We start from the raw sequence: 25,392 nt of genomic DNA on the forward strand, positions 1-25,392 counted from the left end.
GTGAAAAAAAGCGGGGTTACGAAATGAAAAATACGAAACAAATTACGGAAGGAGCGCTGTTGACAGGTATTTACCTGGTAATGCTCCTCATTCTTCTGTTTTTACCGATCCCGATTATCGGGACTTTCTTAATGTTTGCGCTCCCTGTACCGTTTGTCATTTACAGTTACCATTTCGGGTTCAAACCGGGGCTGGTGATGCTTGTCGGAGCTACCGTGCTTGCATCGATCGTGGCCACCGTGTTCTCGTTTCCGGTTACGCTGCTTTCGGGACTTGGCGGAGTGAGCCTTGGCGGGGCGATGTATAACAAAAGAAACGCTTACGAAACGTGGATATCGGGGTCGCTCGGTTTTATCGGCGGCCTCGTAGCTGTTTATGTTTTGACACAGCTGCTGTTTGGATTAAACTGGATGGAGGAAATTCAGCGGGCCATCGATCAGTCCATCAGTATGACACAGGACGTACTCACTTCCATTGGTGGAGAAGAAACCGAAGCGACCGTGCAGATGCTCCGGGAACAGATGGAGAGTCTGCCGGACTACTTACCGGGTATTCTCGCCGTTACCGGAATAGCGATGGCGCTTATCAGTCAGTGGCTGAGTTACAAACTGCTCAACCGTCTTGAAAAAGCCGGTCTCTTCTTCCCGCCGGTGCGGGAGATGAGGCTGCCTGTCGCTATTTTGTGGTATTACTTCATCGCCATGATTCTCAATCTGATATTTATGGACGGGGAAGGAATATGGTACATGGCAGCCGTCAACGTATTGCTGCTGACGGGCATGCTGCTTATTCTCCAGGGTTTTTCGTTTATCTTTTTCTACAGCCGGGAGAAACAGTGGCCCAAAGCGGTGCCGATCATGGCAATCATACTGTCGGTTCTGCTGCCGCAACTCTTTCTTTATCTCGTTCGCATCTTGGGTATAATTGATATAGGATTCCCGTTGAGGGATAAAGTGGAAAAAAAGAAATAGCTCGGAGATTCTTAATAGGAGCTGAAGCGAATGGCAAATGTAAAGAAAACATCGGCGATGAGCGGACATCTATGGGTGATTTACTTCCTGTCCGTGATTCTGCTGGCTTTCATCTGGTATTATCAGTGGATGTTTGGACTCGTGATGACGCTGCTGCTTATCGGTTCGATTTTTTACAGTATCCGTACCGAACAGCAGGTGATCAATGACACAGAGGAATATATATCGACTCTTTCCTATCGGGTGAAAAAAGTGGGGGAAGAAGCCCTTCTCGAAATGCCGATCGGCATCATTCTGTATAGTGACAACTATAAAGTGGAATGGGCGAACCCCTACATGAATAAGTTTGTGGATGGAGATACCGTAGTAGGCTCCTCGCTGAACGAACTGTCGGAGAAACTGATTCCGAACATTAAAGAGAATAAAGACGAAGCGTGGATTAATCTCGGCGGTAACCAGATGCAGACTATCATGAAGCAGGAAGACCGGCTGCTGTATCTGTTCGACCGGACGAAACAGACCGAGGTGGAATCGCGCTACCGGAATGAGCAGAGCGTGCTGGCGGTTATCTTCCTTGATAACTATGAAGAGCTCACCCAGGGGATGGACGATACGTCGAAAAGCCGCATCAACTCCCAAGTGACATCGATTCTGAACAAATGGGCGGACGAGCACGGCATTTACTTGAAGCGCACGTCCCAGGAACGGTTTGTCGCCGTGATGACGAAAGAGATTCTGGCCGGACTCGAGAAGACGAAATTCGAAATTCTCGACGAGGTCCGTGAGCTGATTACGGATCAGAATATGCCGCTTACGTTAAGCTTCGGTATCGGCGTCGGCCCGATTACGCTCCCTGAGATGGGCGACCTTGCCCAGTCCAGTCTCGACCTTGCTCTCGGTCGCGGCGGTGATCAGGTGGCCATTAAAGATGAGACTGGAAAAGTACGCTTTTACGGCGGGAAGACGAATCCGATGGAAAAACGGACCCGCGTACGGGCCCGCGTTATTTCCCACGCTATGAAGGATCTCGTCCAGAGCAGTGAGAAAGTGCTTGTCATGGGCCACAAGTCACCGGACATGGATTCGGTCGGCGCGGCAATCGGTATTCTGAAAATCGCACAGGCCAACCAGAAAGAGGCATCGATCGTCGTGGATCCGGAAGATGTTGATACGGGTGTGCAGCGGATGATGGATGAAATCAAAAAAGACGAAGAACTGTGGGATTATTTCATATCTCCGGATGAGGCCCTGGAAACCGTTACGAACGAGACGCTGATTGTCGTCGTGGATACGCATAAACCGAAAATGGTAGCCGAGGAGAAACTTCTGAACAAAACAGAACACGTCGTCGTCATCGACCACCACAGAAGAGCGGAAGACTTCATTGCGGATCCGACGCTCGTCTACATGGAACCATACGCTTCGTCGACGGCGGAACTGGTCACCGAGCTTCTGGAGTACCAGCCGAAGAAACTGAAACTGTCGATGCTTGAAGCCACCTCGCTCCTCGCAGGTATCATCGTCGATACGAAGAGTTTCACCCTCCGTACAGGATCGCGGACGTTCGACGCCGCTTCCTACCTGAGAGGTAAAGGGGCGGACACTGTCCTCGTGCAGAAATTCCTGAAAGAGGATCTCGATATCTACGTCCGGCGGAGCCGTCTGATTGAGCAGGCGGAAATCTACAGGGACGGCGTCGCTATTTCGGCTGCGGAAAAAGGGGATATCTTCGGTCCGGTCGTCATCGCCCAGGCTGCCGATACGCTCCTTACGATGAGCGGTATCGAAGCCTCCTTCGTCATATCCGACCGGAAAGACGGCCAGGTCGGCATAAGCGCCCGGTCCCTCGGAGACGTAAACGTACAGGTGATCATGGAACAGATGAACGGCGGCGGGCACCTCACGAACGCCGCTACCCAGCTTGAAGACACAACGATTGAAGATGCGAAAGCATTATTGCAAGATATAATCGACGAGTATTTTGAAGGGGGAGAAGAAGAATGAAAGTAATATTCAACAAAGACGTCAAAGGCAAAGGCAAAAAAGGAGAAATCAAGAACGTCTCCGACGGCTACGCCCGCAACTATCTTCTGAAACACAACCTTGCTGTCGAGGCTACGAAAGCGAACGTGGACGCACAGAAAGCCAAGGACAAAAAAGAAGAAGAAAAAGCTCAGCAGGAAGTGGAAGAAGCGAAGCAGCTGAAAGAGGAACTTAAAAATATCGAAGTGAAGCTTGCAGCTAAATCCGGGGGCAGCGGCCGCCTCTTCGGCTCGATTCCGAGCAAACAGATTTCCGAGCAGTTGAAGAAAGACCACGACATCTCCATCGACAAACGTAAGATCGAGATGGACGACCCGATCCGTACGCTCGGATACACGGAAGTTCCGGTGAAGCTTCATCCTGAAGTGACCGGAACGATCCGGGTACACGTAGCGGAGAAATAGGAGCAATGATTAAGAGGAGGCAAAACCAGTGAATGAATTTTTTCAGGACCGTACGCCGCCTCACAATATAGAAGCGGAACAGGCGGTGCTCGGCGCCGTCTTCCTGGAGCCTTCGGCGATGACGACTGCGGCTGAACATCTGCTTCCTGAAGATTTTTATCGTGCCAGCCACCAGCGGATTTTTGAAGTGATGCTCGGGCTTTCCGATCGTGGAGAACCGATCGACCTCGTGACGGTGACGACAGCCCTGTCGAACAACCGGACACTCGAAGAGATCGGCGGGGTTTCCTATTTGAGCGACATCGCCAATTCGGTGCCGACCGCTGCAAACATCAGCTACTACACGGATATCGTCAGCGAGAAATCGACGCTCCGGCAGTTGATCCGGACAGCGACGGAAATTGTGACGAACGGCTATGCGGAAGAAGATGACATCGAGGACGTACTGAACCAGGCGGAAAAAGAAATTCTCGATGTGTCCCAGCGGAAGAACTCCCAGGCTTTCAAAAACATCAAAGACGTCCTGATCGACGTGTATGATAATATTGAACAGCTTCACCAGAGTGACGGCAACATCACCGGAATCCCGACCGGCTACAGGGATCTCGATACGATCACCTCCGGCTTCCAGCGGAACGACCTGATCATCATCGCGGCCCGTCCGTCGATGGGTAAGACGGCATTCGCCCTGAATATCGCGCAGAACGTAGCCGGTCAGACAGGAGAGAACGTTGCGATCTTCAGTCTGGAAATGGGCGCCGATCAGCTCGTCTCCCGTATGCTCTGTGCGGAAGGCAACATAGACGCCCAGCGTCTGCGTACCGGAAAAATGGAATCCGATGACTGGAACAAACTGACGATGGCGATGGGAAGTCTTTCGAACGCAGGGATTTATATAGACGACACGCCGGGCGTGCGCGTCAACGAAATCCGATCGAAGTGCCGTCGCCTTAAACAGGAGCACGGCATCGGGATGATTCTCATCGATTACCTGCAGCTCATTCAGGGGAGCGGAAACTCCCGGGAGAACCGTCAGCAGGAAGTATCGGAAATCTCCCGTTCCCTGAAAGGGCTGGCGCGTGAACTGAACGTTCCGCTCATCGCCCTTTCCCAGCTCTCCCGTGGAGTGGAATCACGTCAGGACAAACGTCCGATGATGTCCGACCTGAGGGAATCCGGGTCGATTGAGCAGGATGCCGATATCGTCGGTTTCCTGTACCGGGATGATTATTACGATCAGGAATCGGAGAACCAGAACATTATCGAAATCATTATAGCGAAACAGCGGAATGGCCCGGTCGGCAACGTCGAACTTGCCTTCGTGAAAGAATACAACAAGTTCGTCGACCTCGACCACCGCTACAGCGATTCAGATATTCCCCCTGCCTAGCGCAGAGGGGGATTTTTTCGGTCATAAAACAATATTTAACGAATATTAATAGTTATTAACTGTTTAATGTTCGGTTTTTGTTGACGGTGCCCTGTATTATTGGTAAACTGAAAAAGAATTAACGTAGGAGGTGCCTTCATGTCATCAGTAGTAGTAGTCGGAACCCAGTGGGGGGACGAAGGAAAAGGCAAAATTACGGATTATCTATCCCAGCATGCGGAAGTCGTAGCCCGTTATCAGGGTGGGAATAACGCAGGTCACACAATCAAATTTGATAATGCTACATATAAATTGCACCTGATTCCTTCAGGGATTTTCTTTGAAGATAAACTTTGCGTGCTCGGAAACGGTATGGTCATCGATCCGAAAGCACTGAAGGAAGAACTGGCCTATTTACATGAGCGCGGTATTTCAACGGACAACTTGCGTATCAGTAACCGGGCGCACGTCATCCTTCCCTATCACCTGAAACTCGACGAGCTTCAGGAAGCGGATAAAGGTGATAACAAGATCGGTACTACGAAAAAAGGAATCGGTCCTGCCTATATGGATAAGGCAGCCCGTATGGGTATACGGATCGCGGATCTTCTGGATAAGGAAAGCTTCCGGGAGAAACTGGAACAGAACCTGACCGAGAAAAACCGTCTGTTCGAGAAGGTATACGGAGACCGCCCGTTTGAGATCGACGATATCCTTGAAGAATACTATCAGTACGGCCAGGAGGTCGAAAAGTATGTATGCGACACCTCCGTCGTTCTGGACGATAACCTCGACGAAGGACGCCGCGTTTTGTTTGAAGGAGCGCAGGGGGTCATGCTTGATATCGATCAGGGTACGTATCCATTCGTTACATCCTCCAACCCGATTGCAGGCGGAGTAACAATCGGTGCCGGTGTCGGTCCTTCGAAGATCAAGAACGTCGTCGGCGTCTCCAAAGCCTACACGACGAGAGTCGGAGACGGACCTTTCCCGACGGAACTGACAGACGAAATCGGAAATCAGATCCGTGAAACCGGAAATGAGTACGGAACGACGACCGGACGTCCTCGCCGCGTCGGCTGGTTCGACAGTGTCGTCGTCCGTCACGCCCGCCGCGTGAGCGGTATCACCGATCTGTCGCTGAATTCCCTGGACGTACTTACAGGTATCGACACGCTGAAAATCTGTACGTCCTATAAGTATAAAGGCGAGATTATCGAAGAATTCCCGGCGAGCCTTAAGAAACTGGCGGAATGTGAGCCTGTATACGAAGAGCTTCCGGGCTGGGAGGAAGACATTACGAAAGCGGAAAGTCTGGATGACCTGCCGGCGAATGCGCGTCACTATCTGGAGCGTATTGCTCAGCTTACCGGCATCCCGCTGTCCATTTTCTCCGTCGGCCCGGACCGCACGCAGACGAACGTGGTACGCAGTGTCTACCGGGAATCGTAAACGTTTTGCCAAAGACCTTTTGCATAGTCAAAGGGTCTTTCCTTTATTCAGAATAAATTCGGTTCGGGAGGAATAAAGATGAAAATATGTATTTTTGCGGGGTCCCGTAAAGGAAAGAACCCCGAGTATGAAAAAAAGGCCGGTGAACTCGGCAGGCTGCTCGCCAGACAGGGAATCACGGTCGTCTACGGAGGGTCGAGTGCGGGACTGATGGGAGCTCTCGCCAACGGCGCGCTGTCGGAGGGCGGCGAAGTGATCGGCGTTATGCCCCGCCAGCTCGACGGTATCGAAGTGTCCCACACGAAACTGACGCAGCTCATACAGGTGGACACGATGCACGAGCGGAAAGCGAAAATGGCCGAACTCGCAGACGGCTATATCGCCCTTCCCGGAGGTTTCGGTACGCTTGAGGAACTGACGGAAACGATTACGTGGGCGCAGATAGGTATCCACCACAAACCGGTCGGACTGCTGAACGCGGCAGGCTACTACACCCCTTTCATGACGATGGTGGAACACGCCGTAGAATCCGGGTTTGTGGACGTTGAACACGCGAACCGTCTGAAGCTGGAAGAAGACCCCGCCGACCTTATCAATGCTTTAGGGGAAGTAAAGAAATGATACCCGCTATTGCCGACAGCGACAAGCTATGGTAAGATAGGTTTCGTTGTCAGGCATTGGCGCCTGTCATTCCCGCGGCTCGGTAGCTCAGTCGGTAGAGCAACGGACTGAAAATCCGTGTGTCGGCGGTTCGATTCCGTCCCGAGCCACTCCAGACGAAGTACTCTGATATTGATCAGGGTACTTTTTTTATAAAAAAATTCAAGCAGAAGCAGAAATCGTTACCTCCGGAGGGCCAATTCTCTTCCGAAGGTAACGATTCCTCTGTTATCGTGCCCTTCGTGAGGACTGCAACCTCCCGATCGGCACAAACACCGTCAACGGCCATCTTTTTCACAAGTACCGGCTCCTTTTTCTTTCATCAAAAAAGGACAAGATAAAAAAAATGAGTTAGAATAGATAAGGAGCACGAAAGTTCAGAAGAAAGGGAAGTGAACGTACATGGCTCACAAAATATTAGTAGTAGATGATGAAAAACCGATTGCGGATATACTGAAATTCAACCTGGAGAAAGAAGGCTACCAGGTCGTTTGTGCCCACGACGGGGACGAGGCGATCGCGAGCGCCAAAGAGGAAGATCCCGATCTTGTTCTTCTGGACATTATGCTTCCGGAAAAAGATGGGAACGAAGTGTGCCGGGAGATCCGGAAGACGCACGCCATGCCGATTATTATGCTTACGGCGAAAGATGCCGAAATCGACAAAGTACTCGGCCTTGAAATGGGTGCGGATGATTACGTTACGAAACCGTTCAGCAACCGCGAACTCATCGCACGTGTAAAAGCGAACCTTCGCCGCCAGCAGCATGACCCGGAAGAAGGGGTGCAGCGTACCAAGGAAATCGAAATCGGCCGTCTCAGTATCCAGCCGGATGCCTACACGGTCAAAAGGGACGGGAACTATATTGAGCTGACTCACCGTGAGTTCGAACTTCTTTATTACCTGGCCCGCCATACGGGACAGGTGATGACCAGGGAACATCTGCTGGAGACGGTGTGGGGTTATGACTATTACGGAGACGTCCGGACAGTCGACGTAACTGTCAGACGCCTTCGTGAAAAAATCGAGGAGAATCCGAGCACTCCGGCCTGGATCGTTACCAGACGCGGTGTCGGTTATTATTTAAGAAATCCCGAACAGGAGTAGGCGTGTATGAGTAAGGTTGGTTTTTTTCAGTCGGTCCGGCTGAAGCTGATTATTGTATACATCCTGCTTATTCTGCTCGGTCTTCAGGTGATCGGTGCCTATTTCGTCGATCGGCTGGAAGCACAGCTGCAGAATAACTTTACGGAGTCTGTGGAAAGCCGGCTGGACGCTCTGGCTTTCAACATTCAGCAGGCCTTCGAAGAGGACAGGACTGAAGAGGATCCGTCTCTTGAGAGCGACGTCCAGAGCATTCTGAATTCGTTCAACGAAGGGTACGTACGGAATGAAATCAGACAGCTGCAGGTAATAGAGGAAGGGTCGAACGTCGTTATCGCCGCCTACGCAAGCGGAGATGCGACCCCTCAGGCGAACGTCGGGAAAAAGACTACAAATCCGGACGTTCTTTCTGCATTCCTTCTTCAGGACCAGTCGAGCCCGGAGACACGGGTCGATTCCGAGACGGGGCAGAGGCTGTGGGTCGGAACGCGTACCATTACGAATGACGTGGACGAAACGGTGGCGGCCATTTATTTTGAAGCGGACATGAGTCCGGTGTATGAAGAGCTTCAGGATATCAATACGATTTTCGCAAACGGAACAGTCATTTCCATTATCGTTACGGCGATACTCGGAATAATCGTAGCCGGTACGATTACGAAGCCGCTCATCGAGATGCGAAGACAGGCGCAGATTATGGCGACCGGGGACTTTTCCCAGAAAGTGAACGTCCACGGAAACGACGAAATCGGCCAGCTCGGCCACACGTTCAACGACCTGAACGACAAACTGAAGATCTCCCAGGCGACGACGGAAGGCGAACGGCGAAAGCTCAGTTCCGTCCTCTCCCACATGTCGGACGGGGTGATCGCCACGGACCGTTTAGGTATTATCACACTGATGAACGCTCCCGCCTCGCACCTGATCGGCCAACGCTTTGAGCAGGTGCAGGGGAAACCGCTGATCGACGTCCTCGGCCTCGAGGACCAGGTGTCGAGTGCGAAGGAGATGGAAGACCTCGATTCCGTGATCGTCGATATGAGTACGAATGATCAGCACCTGCTGCTGAAAGCCAACTTCTCCGTCGTTCAAGACGAACATTACGAAATGAACGGGTTCATCACCGTTATCAGTGACGTAACTGAACAGCAGCGTGCCGATCAGGAACGGAGGGAATTCGTCTCCAACGTCTCCCACGAACTGCGTACGCCGCTCACGACGATGCGCAGCTATCTGGAAGCACTCAATGACGGTGCCTGGCGGGACGAGGAGATCGCTCCGAGATTCCTCGACGTGACGCAGAACGAAACCGACCGGATGATCCGGCTCGTCAACGATCTGCTGCAGCTGACGAAGATGGACCATAAGGAATCGAGTTTTTATAAAGAAAAAGTGGAGTTCGTATCTTTCCTTGAACAGATCATCGAACGTTTCGAGATGAACAAGAGGGAAGATATCCAGTTTTCAAAACAGCTGCCGTCTGACAATGTGTACGTGTGGCTGGATAAGGACAAAGTGACGCAGGTGCTCGATAACGTCATCTCCAACGCCACGAAGTACTCACCGGAAGGCGGTACGATCCACTTCGCCGTGAAGCGGGTGCGGCAGAAACTGCAGGTAAGCATTAAAGATGAAGGGCTCGGGATGCCGGCCCACACGGTAGAGAAAATATTCGACCGGTTTTATAGGGTCGACAAAGCAAGATCCCGGGAAATCGGCGGTACCGGTCTCGGTCTCGCTATTGCCCGGGAAATAATCGAAGCTCACCACGGGGAAATATGGGCGGAAAGTCAGGAAGGTAAAGGGACGACGGTATTCTTCACGCTCCCGCTCATGCGCCAGAAGCGGAGGGGAAATAAATGAGCCGAGAGGCGATTAAAACTATCATTTTAATTATTCTGGTCGCTTTCAGTCTGCTTTTGACCCTTGCACTCTGGAATTATCAGCCGAACCTTGAGACCGTGGACCAGGGAGACGGACTGATTGAGGAAACGGACATCGGAGGGACGGAGAAGAACGTAAGGAAACTCCTCACCCCTGAGCAGATCATTCAACACGACGACGGGACTCATTATGGATACAAAAACCCGGAATACATTGAAGAAGCCTACAGGCGGATGCAGTACTGGACACTTTTCAATATAAGCGTGGCCGAAGCGGAGATTCCGGAGGAAGAGGGGAGCCTTGAAATCATTTTCCCTTCCACGCTCAGTTCGGAATCGGTACGAAACATTTTCCCTATTGAAAATCAGGACGTGACTCTCCCCTCTTTATCCTTCGACCGGGCCTTCGTCCAGTGGAGAGGCGGCGAAGCGGAAATAAGGTTTCTTACGCCGGAAGGCGGACAGATGCTCCAGGCTTCAGTTCGTCCGGGGGACATGACCGCGATAATGCAGGAGATAGATGAGGCCTCTATGTGGGAAGAGCACACAATGTTCCAACAGGACGAAGACCGGCGCATTTACTTGCCGGCTGAGCGCAAAGAAGTACCGAAGGACGTCGTGGTGACGGAGACTCTTCCGTCGAAACCGCTAAAAAACGTACTGTTCGAAGATCCGAGTGTCGTCAAACAGTTCCCTCTTTCCGGAGGCGACCTGCGTCACTCGGACGGGCTGAGCCGGATGGACCTGATTGCCGGGCAGAAAAAGATGCATTACCTGAACCTGGTTACGGAAAATTCGAGCCAGTCGACCTCGGCGTTCAATCCGGAGGAAGTGCTGCAGGAAAGCGTCTCCTTCGTCAACAACCATTACGGGTTCACAGACCCGTACCGCGTCCGGAATGTACGTTCCGCATACGGCGATGTCAGTTTCGATATGTACTACAACAACCGGCCGATTCTTAAAGACAGCGAGAATTTCACAGGTATGAATGTCCGGTTCGAGGAAGGTATCCTGCAGGAGTACACGCGTCCCATGGTTTCCATCAACCCTTATCAGGCGGAGGCTGATGATTCGGGTGAAAATCAGGTAAGTACGCTTGCTTCCGGTAAGACCGTGGAAACGGTCATCATCGATTCACCGAAATACGATAAAGGGGAAATCACCGATATCGAAATAGGGTATAAACTTGTGTCCCAGGGCGGAGGGTTCAGCAATTATTACGATCTGATCCCGGCCTGGTTCATCCGGGTCAACGATGAATGGAAAGAGCTCAAGGATGTGGATACGACCGTCCGGAGAGGGGGAGGAGTGTAATGCAGTGGGGACAGATTAAGACCATCTTCATTATCAGTTTTCTTCTCCTCGACCTGTTTCTTTTGCTGCAGCTGTGGGCAAACCGCGAGAACGACGTCATTCAGGAACAGGCGGACACGACGCTTGAGGAAAAACTGGAAGTGCAGAATATCGATATCTCGAACGTACCTTCCGAAGTGCCGAACGTTACTTTTCTGAACGCCGCGCCGAAAGGCTTCTCTGACCAGGAACTCGAAAGTCTCAAGGCGAAGGAGAACCAGAACGTGGAAGTGTACAACGACCGTCTCGTCATAGCGACGTTCGAGGAACCGGTGGACATAGATAAAGAGAACATTCAGGAGAGCATATCGGATATCGTCCCCATCAGCAATCTCTATTCGTACTGGGGATGGAACGAAGACGAAACGACCGCCCTGTTTTTTCAGAAGATGAACAACCGGACAATCTACTACAGTCAGGGCGCCCTTCTGATGATCCGCACCGAGGACGGGAAAATAACAGGGTATACGGCAACGCTTCTTGATCAGGTGGAAGGGGAGTCGGAGGAGATTCAGCAGGATCTGATTCCGCCGATGGACATCGTCTCCCTCCTTTACAACAACGGATATTTGCAGGAAAATGATACAATTGAAGATATGAAAGTCGGGTACTACTCCCTCGTGAACCTGAATGCGGGAGAAGAGTACGGGGAGCAGGTATTCGCCCCTACGTGGAGAGTGAGGATCGGGAAAGAATTTTATTTCGTCCACGCGACGAACGGTCAGGTTCTTACCAACGACGAAGGGGATTTCATCGAATCGACGATCGAAGCTTACGATAATCAGCTGAGCTCGGGCACGCCTGAGCCGGTACAGCCATCAGAAGAGGAGACGGAGGAATAAATGAGTCTACGATTTAGTGTTCTAGCTTCAGGCAGTACGGGAAATGCGTTTTATATCGAATCGGGCGAAGAAAAGATTCTCGTGGATGCAGGTCTTTCCGGTAAGAAGATCGAAAACCTGCTTCATCAGGTACACGTCGATCCGAAAGACCTTTCCCGGATTCTTGTCACTCACGAACATAGTGATCACATCAAGGGTCTCGGGATTATGGCGCGCCGCTACAAGCTTCCCATCCACGCCAACGAGAAGACGTGGGAAGCGATGGAAGGCCAGATCGGGAAAGTGCCGCTGGATCAGAAGTTCCACTTTCCGATGGAGAGTGTGCAGACGTTCGGAGGCATCGACGTCGAGTCGTTCGCCGTCTCCCATGATGCGGCCGATCCGATGTTTTTCACCTTCCATCAGGACGGGAAGAAAGCAGCTCTCGTCACGGACCTCGGCTACGTCTCGGAAAGAATCAAGAAAACGGTTGAGAAAGCGGATGCCTATATTTTTGAAGCGAACCATGACGTACACATGCTGCGGATGGGGCGCTATCCGTGGAGTGTGAAGCGGCGCATACTTGGGGACGTCGGCCACGTCTCCAACGAAGATTCGGCGCTTGCGCTCACCGATATCATCGACGACAATACGAAACGTATTTATCTGGCTCACTTAAGTCTTGATAACAATATGATCGACCTTGCGAACATGTCGGTATCCAACATTTTGAAAGAAAGAGGATTCGAAATAGGGTCACGACTCGAAGTGCAAGATACCTTCCCCGATAAGCCGACATCCATGTATGATGTATGACGGGACAGGGTAAGAAAAAAAGTAAAAGAAAATAATAAAAGAAAGAGGGTGACGATGCATGGGCTACTATGACGAACATTCCCCGAAGAAGCGGGAAAAGAAGAGACGGTGGGCCGTTCCTACCGTGGTAGGTCTTGTGCTTGGAGCGGTGCTCGTACTGCTGGCGCTGCCGGCACTCGTACAGACGGAAATGCTTCCCTATGACATAACGATTCCGGAAGATGAGAGCGGCCTGACCGAAGGGGAACAGGGACTCACCGGAAACACGACGAAAACCGTCGACGTAGACGTTAATACACAGATCACGGAAATAGTGGACAAAGTAAGACCGGCTGTCGTGGGCGTGGTGAATATGCAGTCGCGGACGAACTTCTGGGACCAGCCCTCGGACCCTCAGCAGGCAGGGATCGGTTCCGGTGTCATCTACAAAAAACAGGACGGCACGGCTTACGTAGTGACTAACCACCACGTGGTGGAAGGAGCTTCGGAACTTGAAGTCGTACTGGCGGACGAGACGAGGGTCAAGGCTGAAATCGTCGGCAGTGACATATTTACGGACCTAGCCGTTCTGGAAATGTCGGGGGAAAACGTGGAACATACGATTGAACTCGGAAACTCCGACAATCTGAAAGCAGGAGAGCCGGCCGTTGCCATCGGAAACCCGCTCAGCCTGAACTTCTCCGGTTCCGTGACGAAAGGGATCATCAGCGGCACGCAGCGGGCGATACCGCAGGACTTGAACGGAGACGGCGTGGAAGACTGGCAGGCGGAAGTCATCCAGACGGACGCCGCGATCAACCCGGGAAACAGCGGCGGGGCACTCATCAATATCGAAGGACAGCTCGTCGGCATCAACTCGATGAAGATTGCCCGCTCTGCTGTCGAAGGCATCGGATTTGCAATACCGATCAGTGCAGCCAGACCGATTATGGAAGAGCTTGAGAAGAATGGGGAAGTGAGCCGCGCCTTCCTCGGCGTAGAAGCGTATGGACTGAACGAAGTGCCATCTTCGGAGTGGCAGAGTACGCTTGAGCTGCCGGAAGATGTAGAAGGCGGCTTGTACATCCGCAGCGTAAGTGAAGGGTCTCCGGCGATCAAAGCAGGCCTCGAAGCGATGGATGTCATTACGCAGCTCGACGGAAACAAAGTGACCGATATCATCGAACTACGGCAGTATCTTTACCGGGAAAAAGGTCCGGGCGATAAGATGGAAGTGACGTATTATAGAGACGGTGAAAAGAATACGACGACCGTCACGTTAGCTTCCCAGGAATAAACTATCGTAATTGGAAAAAAAGCGTGTGTATGTGGATAACATACATGCGTTTTTTTATAAAAAATGATATCCACAGCGTGTGTATAAATATCTGGATAACTTCTATATATAGTAGGGAACATAAGGTCTGATACGATATACAACAACATGTGAGTGTGAATTTGTGGATAAACTGTTGATAGTTCTGTATAACTTGTGCACAAAATGATGTACACATAGGCTGTGCATAACCCTGTGGACAAATGTGAGTAACTTGTACCGTTATTTTCATTTTTGCAAATCCGCTTACATTCGTTTATCTTTTTTCATTATAAAAAATGGCGGACTTTTCATGAAAAATTGCGACTTTTTCTCAACGTTTTAAAAATTTAAAAGAAACACAAGGAGGGAGCGGAACGTGCGGAAAAAGTTTCTGATCTGGACGACGGTCCTCTACATTACATACGCACTCGGCACACTGATCTACCTGTTCGTCGTACACGATTCCGGGGTGCCTGGAGCGGCGGCGGGGAGTGCGGCTGATCCTTCCACCTTCCTTAACAAAAGTGAAGAAGAGGAGATAAGGGAGTATTCCACGCGCAGACACTTGTTGTATTTGCTTACGCTGCCGGTGGAGTGGCTGATCTATACAGGGCTTCTCGTCTTCGGCCTTGCCCGTACGCTGAAGAAAGCGACGCTTTATAAACTCCCGCTTTATGTGTTCTTCCTTTCCGGGCTGGTGTGGGTGCTCACTCTTCCGGTCAGTTACGTGGGAAGACGTCTCTCTCTTTCGTACGATGTCTCCGTCGAACCGTTATCGAAATGGCTGCAGGATCATCTTATCAGCTTCTCGCTCGATACGTTGATGATGATTATAGCGGCTCTCGTGCTTTACCGGCTCATACGCATATCGGCGGAGAGGTGGTGGCTGTACGCCTGGCTTCTCCTCGTACCGTTTCTCACCTTTTTCATGTATATCCAGCCGGTACTTATCGATCCTCTGTACAACGAATTCGACCGTCTCTCGGATGCTCAGCTGGAAGACAGTATTCTTTCACTCGCCGACGGGTCGGGCGTGCCGGCGGACCGCGTATACGTCGTGGATAAATCGGAGGAGACGAACGCACTGAACGCCTACGTTAACGGTATTGGAGATAATTTGCGGATTGTGCTGTGGGATACGACGCTTCGGAGTCTCAGCGAGGAGGAAGTGCTGTTCATTATGGCGCACGAAATCGGCCACTACGTGAAGAATCATCTGCTGAAGTCATTGTTCGGCGTGCTTGCCGGCAGCTTCCTCGGTCTTTACCTTCTGTACCGGCTGCTGCCCGTCATTCTTCACAGATTCGGGAGGGCGTTCAGGATAAAGGGGGTGGGAGACATCGCTTCCCTGCCGCTTATCCTTCTGCTCGTTTCTATACTGTCCTTCGTCGCCCAGCCGGTGGAGATGGCGGTATCACGCCAGGCGGAACAGGCCGCCGATGAGTATGCGCTCGAAGTGACCGGCAACCCGGACGCAGCCATTGGAGCTTTTCATGAAATGATCCGCCACGGCAAGTCCGACGTTCATCCGCCCACTCTCATTAAATATCTGCGCTACGGTCATCCGACGATGCTCGAGAGAATCAGGAAGGCGGAGGAATAGCAACCGTTTCGTTACGGACGGGAGAGGGAAAGAGGATATAAAGACAACATAAAGGGAGGATTTGGACATGAGTACTATTCAGGCCTTATTTTTAAACGGATCGCTGAAAGATTCCAACGATGACTCCAACACCCATGTTCTATTCAACGAAGTAGCTGAAATTATGGAGAAAGAAGGGGCTTCTGTCGAAGAGGTCCGCCTTGCCGACTACGACATTAAGTTCGGTATGGCTCCTGATATGGGGGACGGGGACGAATGGCCGAAGATCTTTGATAAAGTGAAGAAAGCCGACATCGTCATTATGGGCACGCCGATTTGGATCGGCGAAAAAAGCAGTGTCACCACGATGGCAATGGAGCGACTTTACGCATCAAGCGGAGAGACGCAGGACAACGGTCAGTCCATCTACTATAACAAAGTCGGCGGTGCCGTCGTAACAGGGAACGAAGACGGCGCGAAGCATGCGTCCGCCTCTCTTCTCTACGGCCTTTCCCACATCGGCTTCACCATACCGCCGAATGTGGATGCCTACTGGGTCGGAGAAGCGGGTCCGGGACCGTCCTACATGGAAACGGACAGGGACAACGAGTTCACGAAATCCCACGTGAAAATGCTTGCGTACAACACGCTTCACCTTGCCCGCATTTTGAAAAACACGCCGATCCCTCCGGAAGGGAACACGATGGAATAACAGGAAGAGACCAGCTGAAAACGCTGGTCTTTTTCATTGCAGTTACAGAGAATTTGCGAGGGGATAATGGATGGAAAAAAAATAATCCCCGCCAATAAGGCGGGGTATTGTTTATACAGCGTTCGTTTCGATTTCCACGTCCATGTTACCGCGGGTCGCCTTGGAATACGGGCAGAGCTTGTGAGCTTTGGAGACAAGTTCTTCCGCCTCTTCCTGGGTGGCGCCTTTTACTTCTACGTGAAGTTTCGCAGACAGACCAAGGCCATCCGATTGTTTGCCGATGCTCACTTCGGAGGAAACGCGGGAACTGATTTCCTTTTTAGCCTGAGAAGCTGCGAGTTGCAGGGCGCTGTCGAAACAGGCTGCATAGCCGGCTGCGAACAGTTCCTCCGGATTAGTCGCTCCTTCTTTATCTTCTCCGCCCAGGGAGGAAGGCATGGCGAGATCGAGATCCAGCGTGTTACTGTCCGTTTTGACGTTGCCTTCACGTCCGCCTTCTGCTGTTGCTTTTGCTGTGTAAAGGATTTTACTCATTGTTTATCCGCTCCTTTGCATTATTTAAATTGTGCACAATTAAATAGTGCAAAATTTATTAGCGGATGACAAGTTATATGCATGAGGGATCGGAAAGGCTTTGCTATAATGGCTACAGGAGGAATGAATGATGGCCGAAGATAAAATGAAACTCGAAAACCAGATATGCTTTTCTTTATATGCGACGACCCGTGAAATGACGAAATTGTATCGCCCGCTGCTTGCCGACCTGGATATAACGTATCCGCAGTACCTGGTACTGCTCGCTTTATGGGACAGCAGCCCGCTCAGCGTGAAAGAACTGGGAGAACGTCTGTACCTTGATTCCGGAACGCTGACCCCGATGCTGAAACGAATGGAAAAAGTGGGCCTCATCGAACGCTACCGTTCCAGGGAAGACGAACGTAAAGTACTGATAGGGCTGACAAAAGAAGGGCGGGACGCAGAACAGAAAGCTGCGTGTATCCCCGATCTGTTACTTGAAAATATTGATATGAATGAAGATGAAATCCTTCAGCTCCAGCACACATTACAACGTATGCTGGAAGGGGCAAGAGAGAAAGGGGAAGGCCTATGAAAGTGTCGGTCATCAGTGTCGGAAAGCTGAAAGAGAAATACCTGAAGCAGGGGATCGACGAGTACACGAAGCGGCTCGGCCCGTATGCGAAAACGGAAATTATAGAAGTCGCGGACGAGAAAGCCCCGGAGAATTTAAGTGAGGCCGAAATGGAGGAAGTGAAACAGAAGGAAGGGGAAAGGATTCTTGCAAAAGTCCCAAAGGATGCCTACGTCATCACGCTTGAAATCGAAGGCAAACAGCTGACTTCGGAACAGCTCGCCTCCCGTTTCGACAACCTCATGACCTACGGCTCCAGCAAAATCGTATTCGTCATCGGCGGCTCCCTCGGCATCAGCAGTCAGGTCCAGGAACGCAGCGACTACGCTCTGTCTTTCTCGAAAATGACGTTCCCTCACCAGATGATGCGCCTGATGCTGCTGGAGCAGGTGTACCGGGCGTTTAAGATTTTGAAGAATGAACCATATCATAAGTAAGCTGGGGCTATTATTGATTCGTAAAATCTAACTAGTTAACAAAAAAATAAATAAAAGTGAGGTAACTATTATGAACCCTAATTCTTTAGAGTATCAAAAATCAATCGCTCGTGAATTTAACGCTACTAAAGATAGAATTAGATATTTAATAGGTTCTACTCACTGGGGCGAAGAAGGCAGATACAAAGAAGTTATTCTAATGAATTTTTTAAAACGATTTCTCCCCGACAATGTTGGAATCGGGACTGGGTTTATAAAAGAAGGAGAAAACATATCTACTCAAATTGATATAATCATTTATGATCCACAAATGCCAGCTTACTTTAAAGAGAATGATTTTATAATTGTAAAGCCAGAAAGTGTTATGGGAATAATTGAAGTGAAATCAAATCCTGATAGAAATAGGATTGCCGAGGCAGTATTTAAGGCTAATCAAGCAGGGGAATTTATCCAGAATGATTCGATGTTTAACGGTTTATTTATTTTTGGTGATGCAAGTAAAAATCAAAATTATTCTCCCAAAATACTGGAAAAGCCAAGGGAGGGCGGGGAGTTTAGAAAATCCTTATTAAATGCACTGTCGAAAGAAAATGGAGTGAATCATATCGTTTCTAATGACGGAGCTTTTTTAAAAAAATGGGAGAAGGAGGGTAGTTTTAACTGCTATGAAATTAAAGAACTGGCAACAACTTATTTTTTCTCGAACCTAATGGTTCACTTAAATAAACGAAAAAAAATGACAGCTATACTAAATAATATGCACCAACATCTCTTTCCTATTAGAGAAGGGAAGACACAATTCTTTAAATGGGAAGTAAGAAAACAATGACTACTCTTTTGATGAAACGTAGTAACGTATGCTTAAACGTTTTAAAATTAAAAGGGAAGAACCGAATGGGAAAAGAAAGTTACCTATATTTATATTAACTCTCGTATTAATCGGTTTAATGGCTGGACATTGGTTTAGTTTTAGAAGCTAAAAGTAACGACAAATAGAAAATTGTTTGAAGACAAATTGTATACATGGGTGAAAGTAGAAGAAAATACTTATACACTGGGGGCTAAACACCTAACTAATCTTAGCACCGCCACAGCTACAATGCCTGGATACGGGTACAGGAAGTTCCCGAGAGTACACAACCCGAGAGAAGAAATTACAGTCGAAACGTAATAACGTATCCTCGTTCAGGCGTCGGACCAGGCGTTTGATACGGGAAATTCTTTCCACCACAAGGATGAGCAGTGACTGGGCTATCGCGCCGTAGTTCAAAAGCCAGTACAGGGGCCAGATTCAGAGAGGTCAAGATGGCCTACATACTATCAGATGGGTTGGCATGTCATATAAATCGGTGATGTCTCATAAATTCTCTTGCCTTATCATGGAGACAGGGAGACCCCTCCCGTCTTTATAGTAGTTGTGGTAAAACCATCATGATACAAGATGTGGGAAGGCGCTTCCTTTTTTACGTCTTTCCCCTGTTGGGGGTCAAGGGCTGAGTCTCATGAAATTGATCGATGATAGAAAGGAGAGGTAAAATGAATCAAAGTAACATTTATGATTTTCTGAACGTGGAACAAGACCCTTTGTACCAAAATCTCCAATCATTATAAACAGGAGAAAGTTATGATCTTGATGAACAAACAGAAATTCACTATAACACTCATGGGTTATATGAAGTTATAGCAGATGAAACAAAACAAGTATTTTCTTCTCTTGAAGATTGTTATTCTTGTATTTCTACCTGTGGCTTTGAAGTAAAACCTGTTCATGTATAAAAACGTTTAATATAATGGCATTGTCTGGATGGATGGTGACAATGCCACAAACGGGCCATATTCTGGAATAACTTTTTCAAATAAATAAATAAAAAGTTGAAGAAGAATTAGGGTACATACCCCGATTCTTCTTTTTATTTTTCATTCAAATATTCACTTGACTAATAAGCTTAAAATAGTTTACACTTTATTCAAGTAAAAACTTGAATGATGATGGGGTGGTAATATGAGTAAGAAAGATACGTGTGAAATTTTTTGTTATGACGAAGAAAAGGTTAATCGAATACAAGGGGATTTAGAAACAGTTGATATTTCTGGTGTTACCCAAATGTTAAAGGCAATTGCTGATGAAAACAGAGCAAAAATCACCTACGCTTTGTGTCAGGATGAAGAGTTATGTGTTTGTGATATAGCAAATATTTTAGGTGTTACGGTAGCAAATGCTTCTCATCATTTACGAACGCTTTATAAGCAAGGTGTTGTCAACTTAAGAAAAGAAGGAAAACTCGCTTTCTATTCGTTAGATGATGAACATATTAGGCAGATAATGATGATCGCCTTAACACATAAGAAAGAAGTGAAGGTCAATGTCTGAACAAAAGATAGAACCAATGGAAGAAGAAATGAACGTCTATCGGGTCCAGGGATTTTCATGTGCAAATTGTGCAGGTAAATTTGAAAGAAATGTTAAGGATATTCCAGGAGTAGAGGATGCAAAAGTCAATTTTGGTGCTTCCAAAATCTCTGTTTATGGTGAGACAACTGTAGAAGAATTAGAAAAAGCAGGTGCTTTTGAGAATCTTAAAGTAGCTCCAGAAAAAACCAGGCGGCAAGCTCCGATAGAGGTTAAAAAAGATAAAAATGTTTATTTTGTTGAAGGATTCTCATGCGCGAACTGTGCAGGAAAGTTTGAGAAGAATGTTAAGAATTTACCGGAAGTTCAAGATGCGAAAGTCAATTTTGGAGCATCTAAAATTTCCGTATATGGTGAAACGACTGTAGAGGAATTAGAAAAAGCAGGTGCTTTTGAGAATCTTAAAGTGGTACCTGAGAAATCCTCAGAAGAACCGGGTGAGGAAAAAAAAGAACAGGAAGACAAAGTACCATTTTATAAAAAGCACAGTACGCTGCTTTATTCGGTATTATTTATAGCTTTCGGTTTTCTTTCCATGTCCGTTAATGGGAATGATAATATTGTTACTGCACTGCTATTTATTACATCAATGATTGTTGGTGGGCTATCACTCTTTAAAACAGGATTGCAAAATTTAGTTCGGTTAGAGTTTGATATGCGGACCCTTATGACAATTGCCGTTATCGGCGGCGTTATTATAGGGGAATGGGCAGAAGTTGCGATTGTTGTCATTCTCTTTGCCCTTAGTGAAGCCTTAGAACGGTTCTCGATGGATCGAGCAAGACAATCAATTAGTTCATTGATGGATATTGCCCCCAAAGATGCACTTGTGAGACGAAATGGACAGGAAATAAAGGTTCATGTCAATGATATCGAGATTGGCGATATTATGCTTGTTAAGCCAGGGCAAAAGATTGCGATGGATGGCATTATTGTTAATGGCTACTCTGCCATTAACCAAGCAGCAATAACAGGTGAGTCGGTTCCTGTTGAAAAAACTGTCGAAGATGAAGTCTTTGCAGGTACGCTTAATGAAGAAGGATTGCTTGAAGTAAAAATCACAAAATTGGTTGAAGATACAACGATTTCTAAAATTATTCATCTTGTTGAGGAAGCGCAAGGCGAGCGTGCGCCAGCCCAAGCTTTTGTTGATAAGTTTGCAAAATATTATACTCCTATCATTATGATTATTGCAGCGCTAGTTGCTGTGGCCCCCCCTCTCTTTTTTGATGGAAGTTGGGAAACATGGATTTATCAAGGTTTAGCTGTTCTTGTCGTTGGTTGCCCTTGTGCGTTGGTTATTTCTACTCCAATATCCATTGTCTCTGCAATAGGAAATGCTGCGAAAAAAGGTATCCTTGTAAAAGGTGGCGTTTACCTAGAAGAAATCGGTGGATTGAAGGCTATCGCTTTTGATAAGACAGGTACCCTCACCAAAGGTGTTCCTGTTGTAACAGATTATAGCGTAATCGAAGATCAAACAGATGAACAAGGACTGCTGTCAATCATAACTGCATTAGAATATCGTTCCGGGCACCCATTAGCGTCAGCGATTATGAATAAAGCTGACAGTGATAATATTTCTTATTCTGACATACTCGTAGAAGACTTTTCTTCAATTACGGGCAAAGGGATAATGGGTAAGATAAATGGGAAGATGTATTATATTGGAAATCCGAAATTATTTAAAGAGTTATCGGTATCTAATTTTAGTAAGGCAATAGAACAGGATGTTGCAACACTTCAGAAGCAAGGAAAAACAGTTATGGTCGCAGGGACAGAGGATAAGATTGAAGCTATTATTGCTGTTGCAGATGAAGTGCGGCAATCAAGCAAGGAAGTTATTCAAAAGTTACATCAAGCAGGAATTCAAAAAACGGTTATGCTTACAGGTGACAATCATAGCACTGCAAATGCGATAGGTGAACATGTCGGCGTAACGGATGTTCAATCAGAGTTATTACCACAGGATAAATTGGATGTAATTAAACAATTAAAATCGGAGCATAACCATGTTGCTATGGTGGGGGATGGTGTCAATGATGCTCCGGCCTTAGCAGCTTCTACAGTTGGGATAGCCATGGGTGGAGCTGGTACTGATACAGCACTTGAAACGGCAGATGTTGCTTTAATGGGTGATGATTTAAGGAAACTTCCCTTTACTGTTAAACTGAGCCGAAAAACGTTAAATATTATCAAGGGGAACATAGCTTTTGCCATTGCTATTAAATTCATTGCCTTACTTCTAGTCATTCCGGGCTGGTTAACACTTTGGATTGCTATTCTCTCGGATATGGGTGCAACTCTTTTAGTAGCGTTAAATGGTTTACGACTGATGAGAGTGAAGGATAAATAGGTACTATATGTGTGAAATTTACGGAAGGGCTTTTCAATTTGAAGAAAAGCCCTTATCCCTAAACATTGGAGTTGGAAAAATGATTACAACAATACTTACAGCTGCTGCGGTTTATGTAGCGACAGGAATTGATTATCTCGTTATATTAATTCTATTGTTTTCGCAAATAAAAAAAGGTCAGGCAAAACATATTTGGATAGGACAATATATAGGGACTGCAATTATTATAGGAGCAAGTCTTTTAGTTGCTCTGGGGGTTGCAAATTTAATTCCTCAACAATGGGTTATAGGACTACTTGGACTTTTACCACTTTACTTAGGTGTAAAAATATGGATTAAAGGGGAAGAGGATGAAGATGAAAGTAGCATTTTATCCTTATTTTCCTCAGGCAAATTTAATCAATTATTTTTGACGGTAACTTTCATTGTATTAGCTTCCAGTGCGGATGATTTTTCCATTTATATACCGTACTTTACGGCGTTAAATATGATTGAAATCATTGTTGCTATTATTGTTTTTTTCATTATGGTTGGAGTTTTATGCAATGTCAGCTATCGCTTAGCTTCCATAGATTTGGTGTCGGAAAAAATTGAGAATTATGAACGCTGGATTGTTCCAATCGTTTTTATAGGGCTAGGAATTTATATTATGTTTGAAAATGGGACATTCAATGCTTTATTCTCATTCCTGTTTTAATAAGGGGTTGGTATGATGTTCCATAATCGGGCGCCATTCTTGAATAAGGATTAGCGTGAGCATCATATATAAGGGTCATTTTATTGAATAAAATAATCCATATACGATGAAAATAAAAAGAGATTCAGATGAGGGGGAATTCTTCTTATGAATATTTGTACGGTTAAATAAAAGTTCACTGAATAAACTGGATAAGTAAAAAGGTAAATATCGAGGAATGGTAAAATTATATGAACAAAGACCCGAGAATAAACCATGCAACCGAATTAAAATAAACAATCGCAAAACTGTTAATGAGATATGTGTATTTGGTTAGAAATTAAAGTCTATTTAATAGAAAGTTGGAAAAATCAATAGTATAATAAAATCATAGGAATTAATATTGATTATTCCTTCAATATAGTATTCTTATAACTATTTTCTACTAATTAAGCAGGAGGTAATATCCAATGAAAGCTGCAGTCTGGTATGGAAAAAAAGACTTACGGGTAGAGGAAATAGAACTAAAACAAACGAAAGATACCGATGTTAAAGTAAGGGTAGCTTGGGCAGGTATTTGTGGCAGTGATTTACATGAGTATGAAGAGGGACCGGTGTTTGTACCAAATGAAAAAGAGGATCCGTTAACTGGAGAAATCGCTCCGCTAACCATGGGGCATGAATTTGCGGGTGTTATTGAAGAAGTAGGTCCAAAGGTGACAAAATATAAAGTTGGCGATAGAGTAGTAATTAATCCAACAATCACTTATGGAAATAAGTCGGAAGACCTTGATCCTTATGATGGTTTCAGCTTTATCGGCCTTCACGGTGACGGTGGTTTTACTAAATATGCAAATGTACCAGAAGATAACGTTTATCTACTTCCAGAATCTTTAACACTACAGGATGGAGCTTTAGTAGAACCAACTGCGGTTGCCGTACAAGCTGTAAAAGAAGGGAAACTGCAGTTTGGTGATACGGTAGCTGTATTTGGTGCAGGTCCAATTGGTTTAGTGACAATTATTGCAGCTAAAGCTGCTGGTGCCAGCAAGATTATTGCTTTAGATTTGTCGGAAACTAGAATTGAAAAAGCAAAAGAATTAGGAGCAACCCATGTCGTTAACTCTAGCGAACAAGATGCTGTTACAGCAATCAAGGAAATTGTTCCAGATGGAGTAGATGTTTCCTTTGAAGTTGCCGGAGTAGCACCAACATTTAAACAAGCAATTGATGCAACAAGGGCACGTGGAACAATGGTTATTGTTTCTATATTTGCTAGGGAGATTGAATGGAATCCAATACAGCTTACAAATACAGGTGTAAAAGTTACATCAACAATCGCATATACACCTACTACATTCCAACAAACTGTAGATTTAATGGGAACAGGACAATTAAAACCACAGGGAATTATTACAGACCAAATTCAATTGGATGATATTGTTGAAAATGGATTCGAAGCATTGACAAACGATAAATCACAAGCAAAAATATTAGTGGAATTAAGTGGTGAGAAATAAAATGTATTATTTAACCCTGAGTAGCAGCTGTTACTTGGGGTTTTGTTATGACTGTCAGCTAGGTCCAGGTAGATAAATTAGCGAAGTGATATTGAACTCTTCTTTAAGAAGAATATTGACGATATTCTGCAATACCAGCTAATAGTAGAAGTGGATAATTCCATTAACGGGCGCGATTGCTGAATAAAACCATTTGCCTTAAGGCTTAGGGGGTTGCCATGAAGGCAACCTTTTTTTACATTGAATGTTCAAATAGGGTATAATCTAATTGAACAAAATATATTACCGCCAGTTAGGGTGTTTAGAGTGTTCAATCCATGTTCAATCTTGAATGTTGATGAACACTCTCCTAAAGCATTGAGACTGTAGAGGGAAA

General features: G+C 47.0%; 22 protein-coding genes and 1 tRNA gene. 22 read left to right on the forward strand and 1 reads right to left on the reverse strand.

Annotated elements, in window-relative coordinates:
• Positions 1-23 precede the first annotated feature (23 nt).
• The 15 genes from BW931_RS11400 (at position 24) to BW931_RS11470 (ending at position 16,467) form a co-directional block, all read left to right on the forward strand.
• The gene (locus BW931_RS11400; RefSeq protein ID WP_076572438.1) at positions 24-971 is read left to right on the forward strand and encodes a YybS family protein; all 948 of its coding nucleotides are present in this window, start codon (positions 24-26) and stop codon (positions 969-971) included.
• A gap of 30 nt (positions 972-1,001) precedes the next feature.
• Positions 1,002-2,975, forward strand: a complete 1,974-nt coding sequence (locus tag BW931_RS11405; protein ID WP_076572441.1) for a DHH family phosphoesterase — start codon at positions 1,002-1,004, stop codon at positions 2,973-2,975.
• Positions 2,972-3,418 carry a 50S ribosomal protein L9 gene (rplI, locus tag BW931_RS11410; RefSeq protein ID WP_008590353.1) on the forward strand — a complete coding sequence of 149 codons (447 nt, stop codon included), beginning with the start codon at positions 2,972-2,974 and terminating at the stop codon, positions 3,416-3,418. Before BW931_RS11405 ends, rplI begins: the two co-directional genes overlap by 4 nt.
• Before the next feature lie 28 nt (positions 3,419-3,446).
• Positions 3,447-4,808: a replicative DNA helicase gene (dnaB, locus tag BW931_RS11415; RefSeq protein ID WP_008590355.1), complete on the forward strand. Its 1,362-nt coding sequence runs from the start codon at positions 3,447-3,449 to the stop codon at positions 4,806-4,808.
• A 138-nt stretch (positions 4,809-4,946) separates the two neighbouring features.
• Positions 4,947-6,239: an adenylosuccinate synthase gene (locus BW931_RS11420; protein WP_076572443.1), complete on the forward strand. Its 1,293-nt coding sequence runs from the start codon at positions 4,947-4,949 to the stop codon at positions 6,237-6,239.
• 78 nt (positions 6,240-6,317) lie between these two features.
• Entirely contained in the window at positions 6,318-6,860 is a 543-nt protein-coding gene (locus BW931_RS11425; protein WP_076572445.1) for an LOG family protein, read from the forward strand.
• Positions 6,861-6,936: 76 nt separating this feature from the next.
• Positions 6,937-7,009: transfer RNA gene (locus BW931_RS11430), tRNA-Phe, on the forward strand.
• Between the two features lie 292 nt (positions 7,010-7,301).
• A complete protein-coding gene (gene yycF / locus BW931_RS11435; protein ID WP_008590362.1) occupies positions 7,302-8,006 on the forward strand; it encodes a response regulator YycF in 705 nt (234 codons plus the stop codon).
• A 6-nt stretch (positions 8,007-8,012) separates the two neighbouring features.
• A complete protein-coding gene (gene walK, locus BW931_RS11440; RefSeq protein ID WP_076572447.1) occupies positions 8,013-9,866 on the forward strand; it encodes a cell wall metabolism sensor histidine kinase WalK in 1,854 nt (617 codons plus the stop codon).
• The gene (locus tag BW931_RS11445; RefSeq protein WP_076572449.1) at positions 9,863-11,200 is read left to right on the forward strand and encodes a YycH family regulatory protein; all 1,338 of its coding nucleotides are present in this window, start codon (positions 9,863-9,865) and stop codon (positions 11,198-11,200) included. Before walK ends, BW931_RS11445 begins: the two co-directional genes overlap by 4 nt.
• The gene (locus tag BW931_RS11450) at positions 11,200-12,081 is read left to right on the forward strand and encodes a two-component system regulatory protein YycI (RefSeq protein WP_076572451.1); all 882 of its coding nucleotides are present in this window, start codon (positions 11,200-11,202) and stop codon (positions 12,079-12,081) included. The genes BW931_RS11445 and BW931_RS11450 overlap by 1 nt, the downstream gene beginning before the upstream one ends.
• Complete coding sequence (locus BW931_RS11455; RefSeq protein ID WP_076572453.1) at positions 12,082-12,876, forward strand: MBL fold metallo-hydrolase; 795 nt, start codon at positions 12,082-12,084, stop codon at positions 12,874-12,876.
• A gap of 58 nt (positions 12,877-12,934) precedes the next feature.
• On the forward strand, positions 12,935-14,152 hold the full coding sequence (locus BW931_RS11460) for a S1C family serine protease (RefSeq protein WP_076572455.1): 1,218 nt from the start codon (positions 12,935-12,937) through the stop codon (positions 14,150-14,152).
• Between the two features lie 397 nt (positions 14,153-14,549).
• The gene (locus tag BW931_RS11465; RefSeq protein ID WP_076572458.1) at positions 14,550-15,776 is read left to right on the forward strand and encodes a M48 family metallopeptidase; all 1,227 of its coding nucleotides are present in this window, start codon (positions 14,550-14,552) and stop codon (positions 15,774-15,776) included.
• Between the two features lie 67 nt (positions 15,777-15,843).
• Complete coding sequence (locus BW931_RS11470) at positions 15,844-16,467, forward strand: flavodoxin family protein (RefSeq protein ID WP_076572460.1); 624 nt, start codon at positions 15,844-15,846, stop codon at positions 16,465-16,467.
• Positions 16,468-16,578: 111 nt separating this feature from the next.
• Here BW931_RS11470 and BW931_RS11475 read toward each other — a convergent pair whose 3' ends face one another.
• Positions 16,579-17,001: an organic hydroperoxide resistance protein gene (locus tag BW931_RS11475; protein ID WP_076572462.1), complete on the reverse strand. Its 423-nt coding sequence runs from the start codon at positions 16,999-17,001 to the stop codon at positions 16,579-16,581.
• A 130-nt stretch (positions 17,002-17,131) separates the two neighbouring features.
• On the opposite strand from BW931_RS11475, the gene BW931_RS11480 reads away from it, so the two are divergent.
• From BW931_RS11480 to BW931_RS11510, 7 genes are all read left to right on the forward strand, one after another.
• Positions 17,132-17,578, forward strand: a complete 447-nt coding sequence (locus tag BW931_RS11480) for a MarR family winged helix-turn-helix transcriptional regulator (RefSeq protein WP_076572464.1) — start codon at positions 17,132-17,134, stop codon at positions 17,576-17,578.
• A complete protein-coding gene (gene rlmH / locus BW931_RS11485) occupies positions 17,575-18,054 on the forward strand; it encodes a 23S rRNA (pseudouridine(1915)-N(3))-methyltransferase RlmH (protein ID WP_076572466.1) in 480 nt (159 codons plus the stop codon). The genes BW931_RS11480 and rlmH overlap by 4 nt, the downstream gene beginning before the upstream one ends.
• 70 nt (positions 18,055-18,124) lie before the next feature.
• Positions 18,125-18,883, forward strand: coding sequence for a DUF6602 domain-containing protein (locus tag BW931_RS11490; RefSeq protein WP_076572468.1), 759 nt, complete (start codon positions 18,125-18,127; stop codon positions 18,881-18,883).
• A 1,173-nt stretch (positions 18,884-20,056) separates the two neighbouring features.
• Positions 20,057-20,425: an ArsR/SmtB family transcription factor gene (locus BW931_RS11495; protein ID WP_076572470.1), complete on the forward strand. Its 369-nt coding sequence runs from the start codon at positions 20,057-20,059 to the stop codon at positions 20,423-20,425.
• Positions 20,418-22,820 carry a heavy metal translocating P-type ATPase gene (locus BW931_RS11500; RefSeq protein WP_076572471.1) on the forward strand — a complete coding sequence of 801 codons (2,403 nt, stop codon included), beginning with the start codon at positions 20,418-20,420 and terminating at the stop codon, positions 22,818-22,820. The genes BW931_RS11495 and BW931_RS11500 overlap by 8 nt, the downstream gene beginning before the upstream one ends.
• 79 nt (positions 22,821-22,899) lie before the next feature.
• Entirely contained in the window at positions 22,900-23,517 is a 618-nt protein-coding gene (locus BW931_RS11505) for a CadD family cadmium resistance transporter (RefSeq protein WP_076572477.1), read from the forward strand.
• 449 nt (positions 23,518-23,966) lie between these two features.
• Positions 23,967-25,016 (forward strand): 2,3-butanediol dehydrogenase, encoded by a 1,050-nt coding sequence (locus BW931_RS11510; protein ID WP_076572473.1) that lies wholly within the window; start codon positions 23,967-23,969, stop codon positions 25,014-25,016.
• Positions 25,017-25,392 lie beyond the last annotated feature (376 nt).

This window comes from Salimicrobium salexigens (assembly GCF_900156705.1).
GTDB lineage: Bacteria > Bacillota > Bacilli > Bacillales > Halobacillaceae > Salimicrobium > Salimicrobium album.

Excerpts from the sequence above, each read along its gene's own strand:
- BW931_RS11400 (WP_076572438.1), top strand. The coding sequence starts at position 24 with ATGAAAAATACGAAACAAATTACGGAAGGAGCGCTGTTGACAGGTATT.
- BW931_RS11405 (WP_076572441.1), top strand. The coding sequence starts at position 1,002 with ATGGCAAATGTAAAGAAAACATCGGCGATGAGCGGACATCTATGGGTG.
- rplI (WP_008590353.1), top strand. The coding sequence starts at position 2,972 with ATGAAAGTAATATTCAACAAAGACGTCAAAGGCAAAGGCAAAAAAGGA.
- BW931_RS11420 (WP_076572443.1), top strand. The coding sequence starts at position 4,947 with ATGTCATCAGTAGTAGTAGTCGGAACCCAGTGGGGGGACGAAGGAAAA.
- BW931_RS11425 (WP_076572445.1), top strand. The coding sequence starts at position 6,318 with ATGAAAATATGTATTTTTGCGGGGTCCCGTAAAGGAAAGAACCCCGAG.
- yycF (WP_008590362.1), top strand. The coding sequence starts at position 7,302 with ATGGCTCACAAAATATTAGTAGTAGATGATGAAAAACCGATTGCGGAT.
- walK (WP_076572447.1), top strand. The coding sequence starts at position 8,013 with ATGAGTAAGGTTGGTTTTTTTCAGTCGGTCCGGCTGAAGCTGATTATT.
- BW931_RS11445 (WP_076572449.1), top strand. The coding sequence starts at position 9,863 with ATGAGCCGAGAGGCGATTAAAACTATCATTTTAATTATTCTGGTCGCT.
- BW931_RS11450 (WP_076572451.1), top strand. The coding sequence starts at position 11,200 with ATGCAGTGGGGACAGATTAAGACCATCTTCATTATCAGTTTTCTTCTC.
- BW931_RS11455 (WP_076572453.1), top strand. The coding sequence starts at position 12,082 with ATGAGTCTACGATTTAGTGTTCTAGCTTCAGGCAGTACGGGAAATGCG.
- BW931_RS11460 (WP_076572455.1), top strand. The coding sequence starts at position 12,935 with ATGGGCTACTATGACGAACATTCCCCGAAGAAGCGGGAAAAGAAGAGA.
- BW931_RS11470 (WP_076572460.1), top strand. The coding sequence starts at position 15,844 with ATGAGTACTATTCAGGCCTTATTTTTAAACGGATCGCTGAAAGATTCC.
- BW931_RS11475 (WP_076572462.1), bottom strand. The coding sequence starts at position 17,001 with ATGAGTAAAATCCTTTACACAGCAAAAGCAACAGCAGAAGGCGGACGT.
- BW931_RS11480 (WP_076572464.1), top strand. The coding sequence starts at position 17,132 with ATGGCCGAAGATAAAATGAAACTCGAAAACCAGATATGCTTTTCTTTA.
- rlmH (WP_076572466.1), top strand. The coding sequence starts at position 17,575 with ATGAAAGTGTCGGTCATCAGTGTCGGAAAGCTGAAAGAGAAATACCTG.
- BW931_RS11490 (WP_076572468.1), top strand. The coding sequence starts at position 18,125 with ATGAACCCTAATTCTTTAGAGTATCAAAAATCAATCGCTCGTGAATTT.
- BW931_RS11495 (WP_076572470.1), top strand. The coding sequence starts at position 20,057 with ATGAGTAAGAAAGATACGTGTGAAATTTTTTGTTATGACGAAGAAAAG.
- BW931_RS11500 (WP_076572471.1), top strand. The coding sequence starts at position 20,418 with ATGTCTGAACAAAAGATAGAACCAATGGAAGAAGAAATGAACGTCTAT.
- BW931_RS11505 (WP_076572477.1), top strand. The coding sequence starts at position 22,900 with ATGATTACAACAATACTTACAGCTGCTGCGGTTTATGTAGCGACAGGA.
- BW931_RS11510 (WP_076572473.1), top strand. The coding sequence starts at position 23,967 with ATGAAAGCTGCAGTCTGGTATGGAAAAAAAGACTTACGGGTAGAGGAA.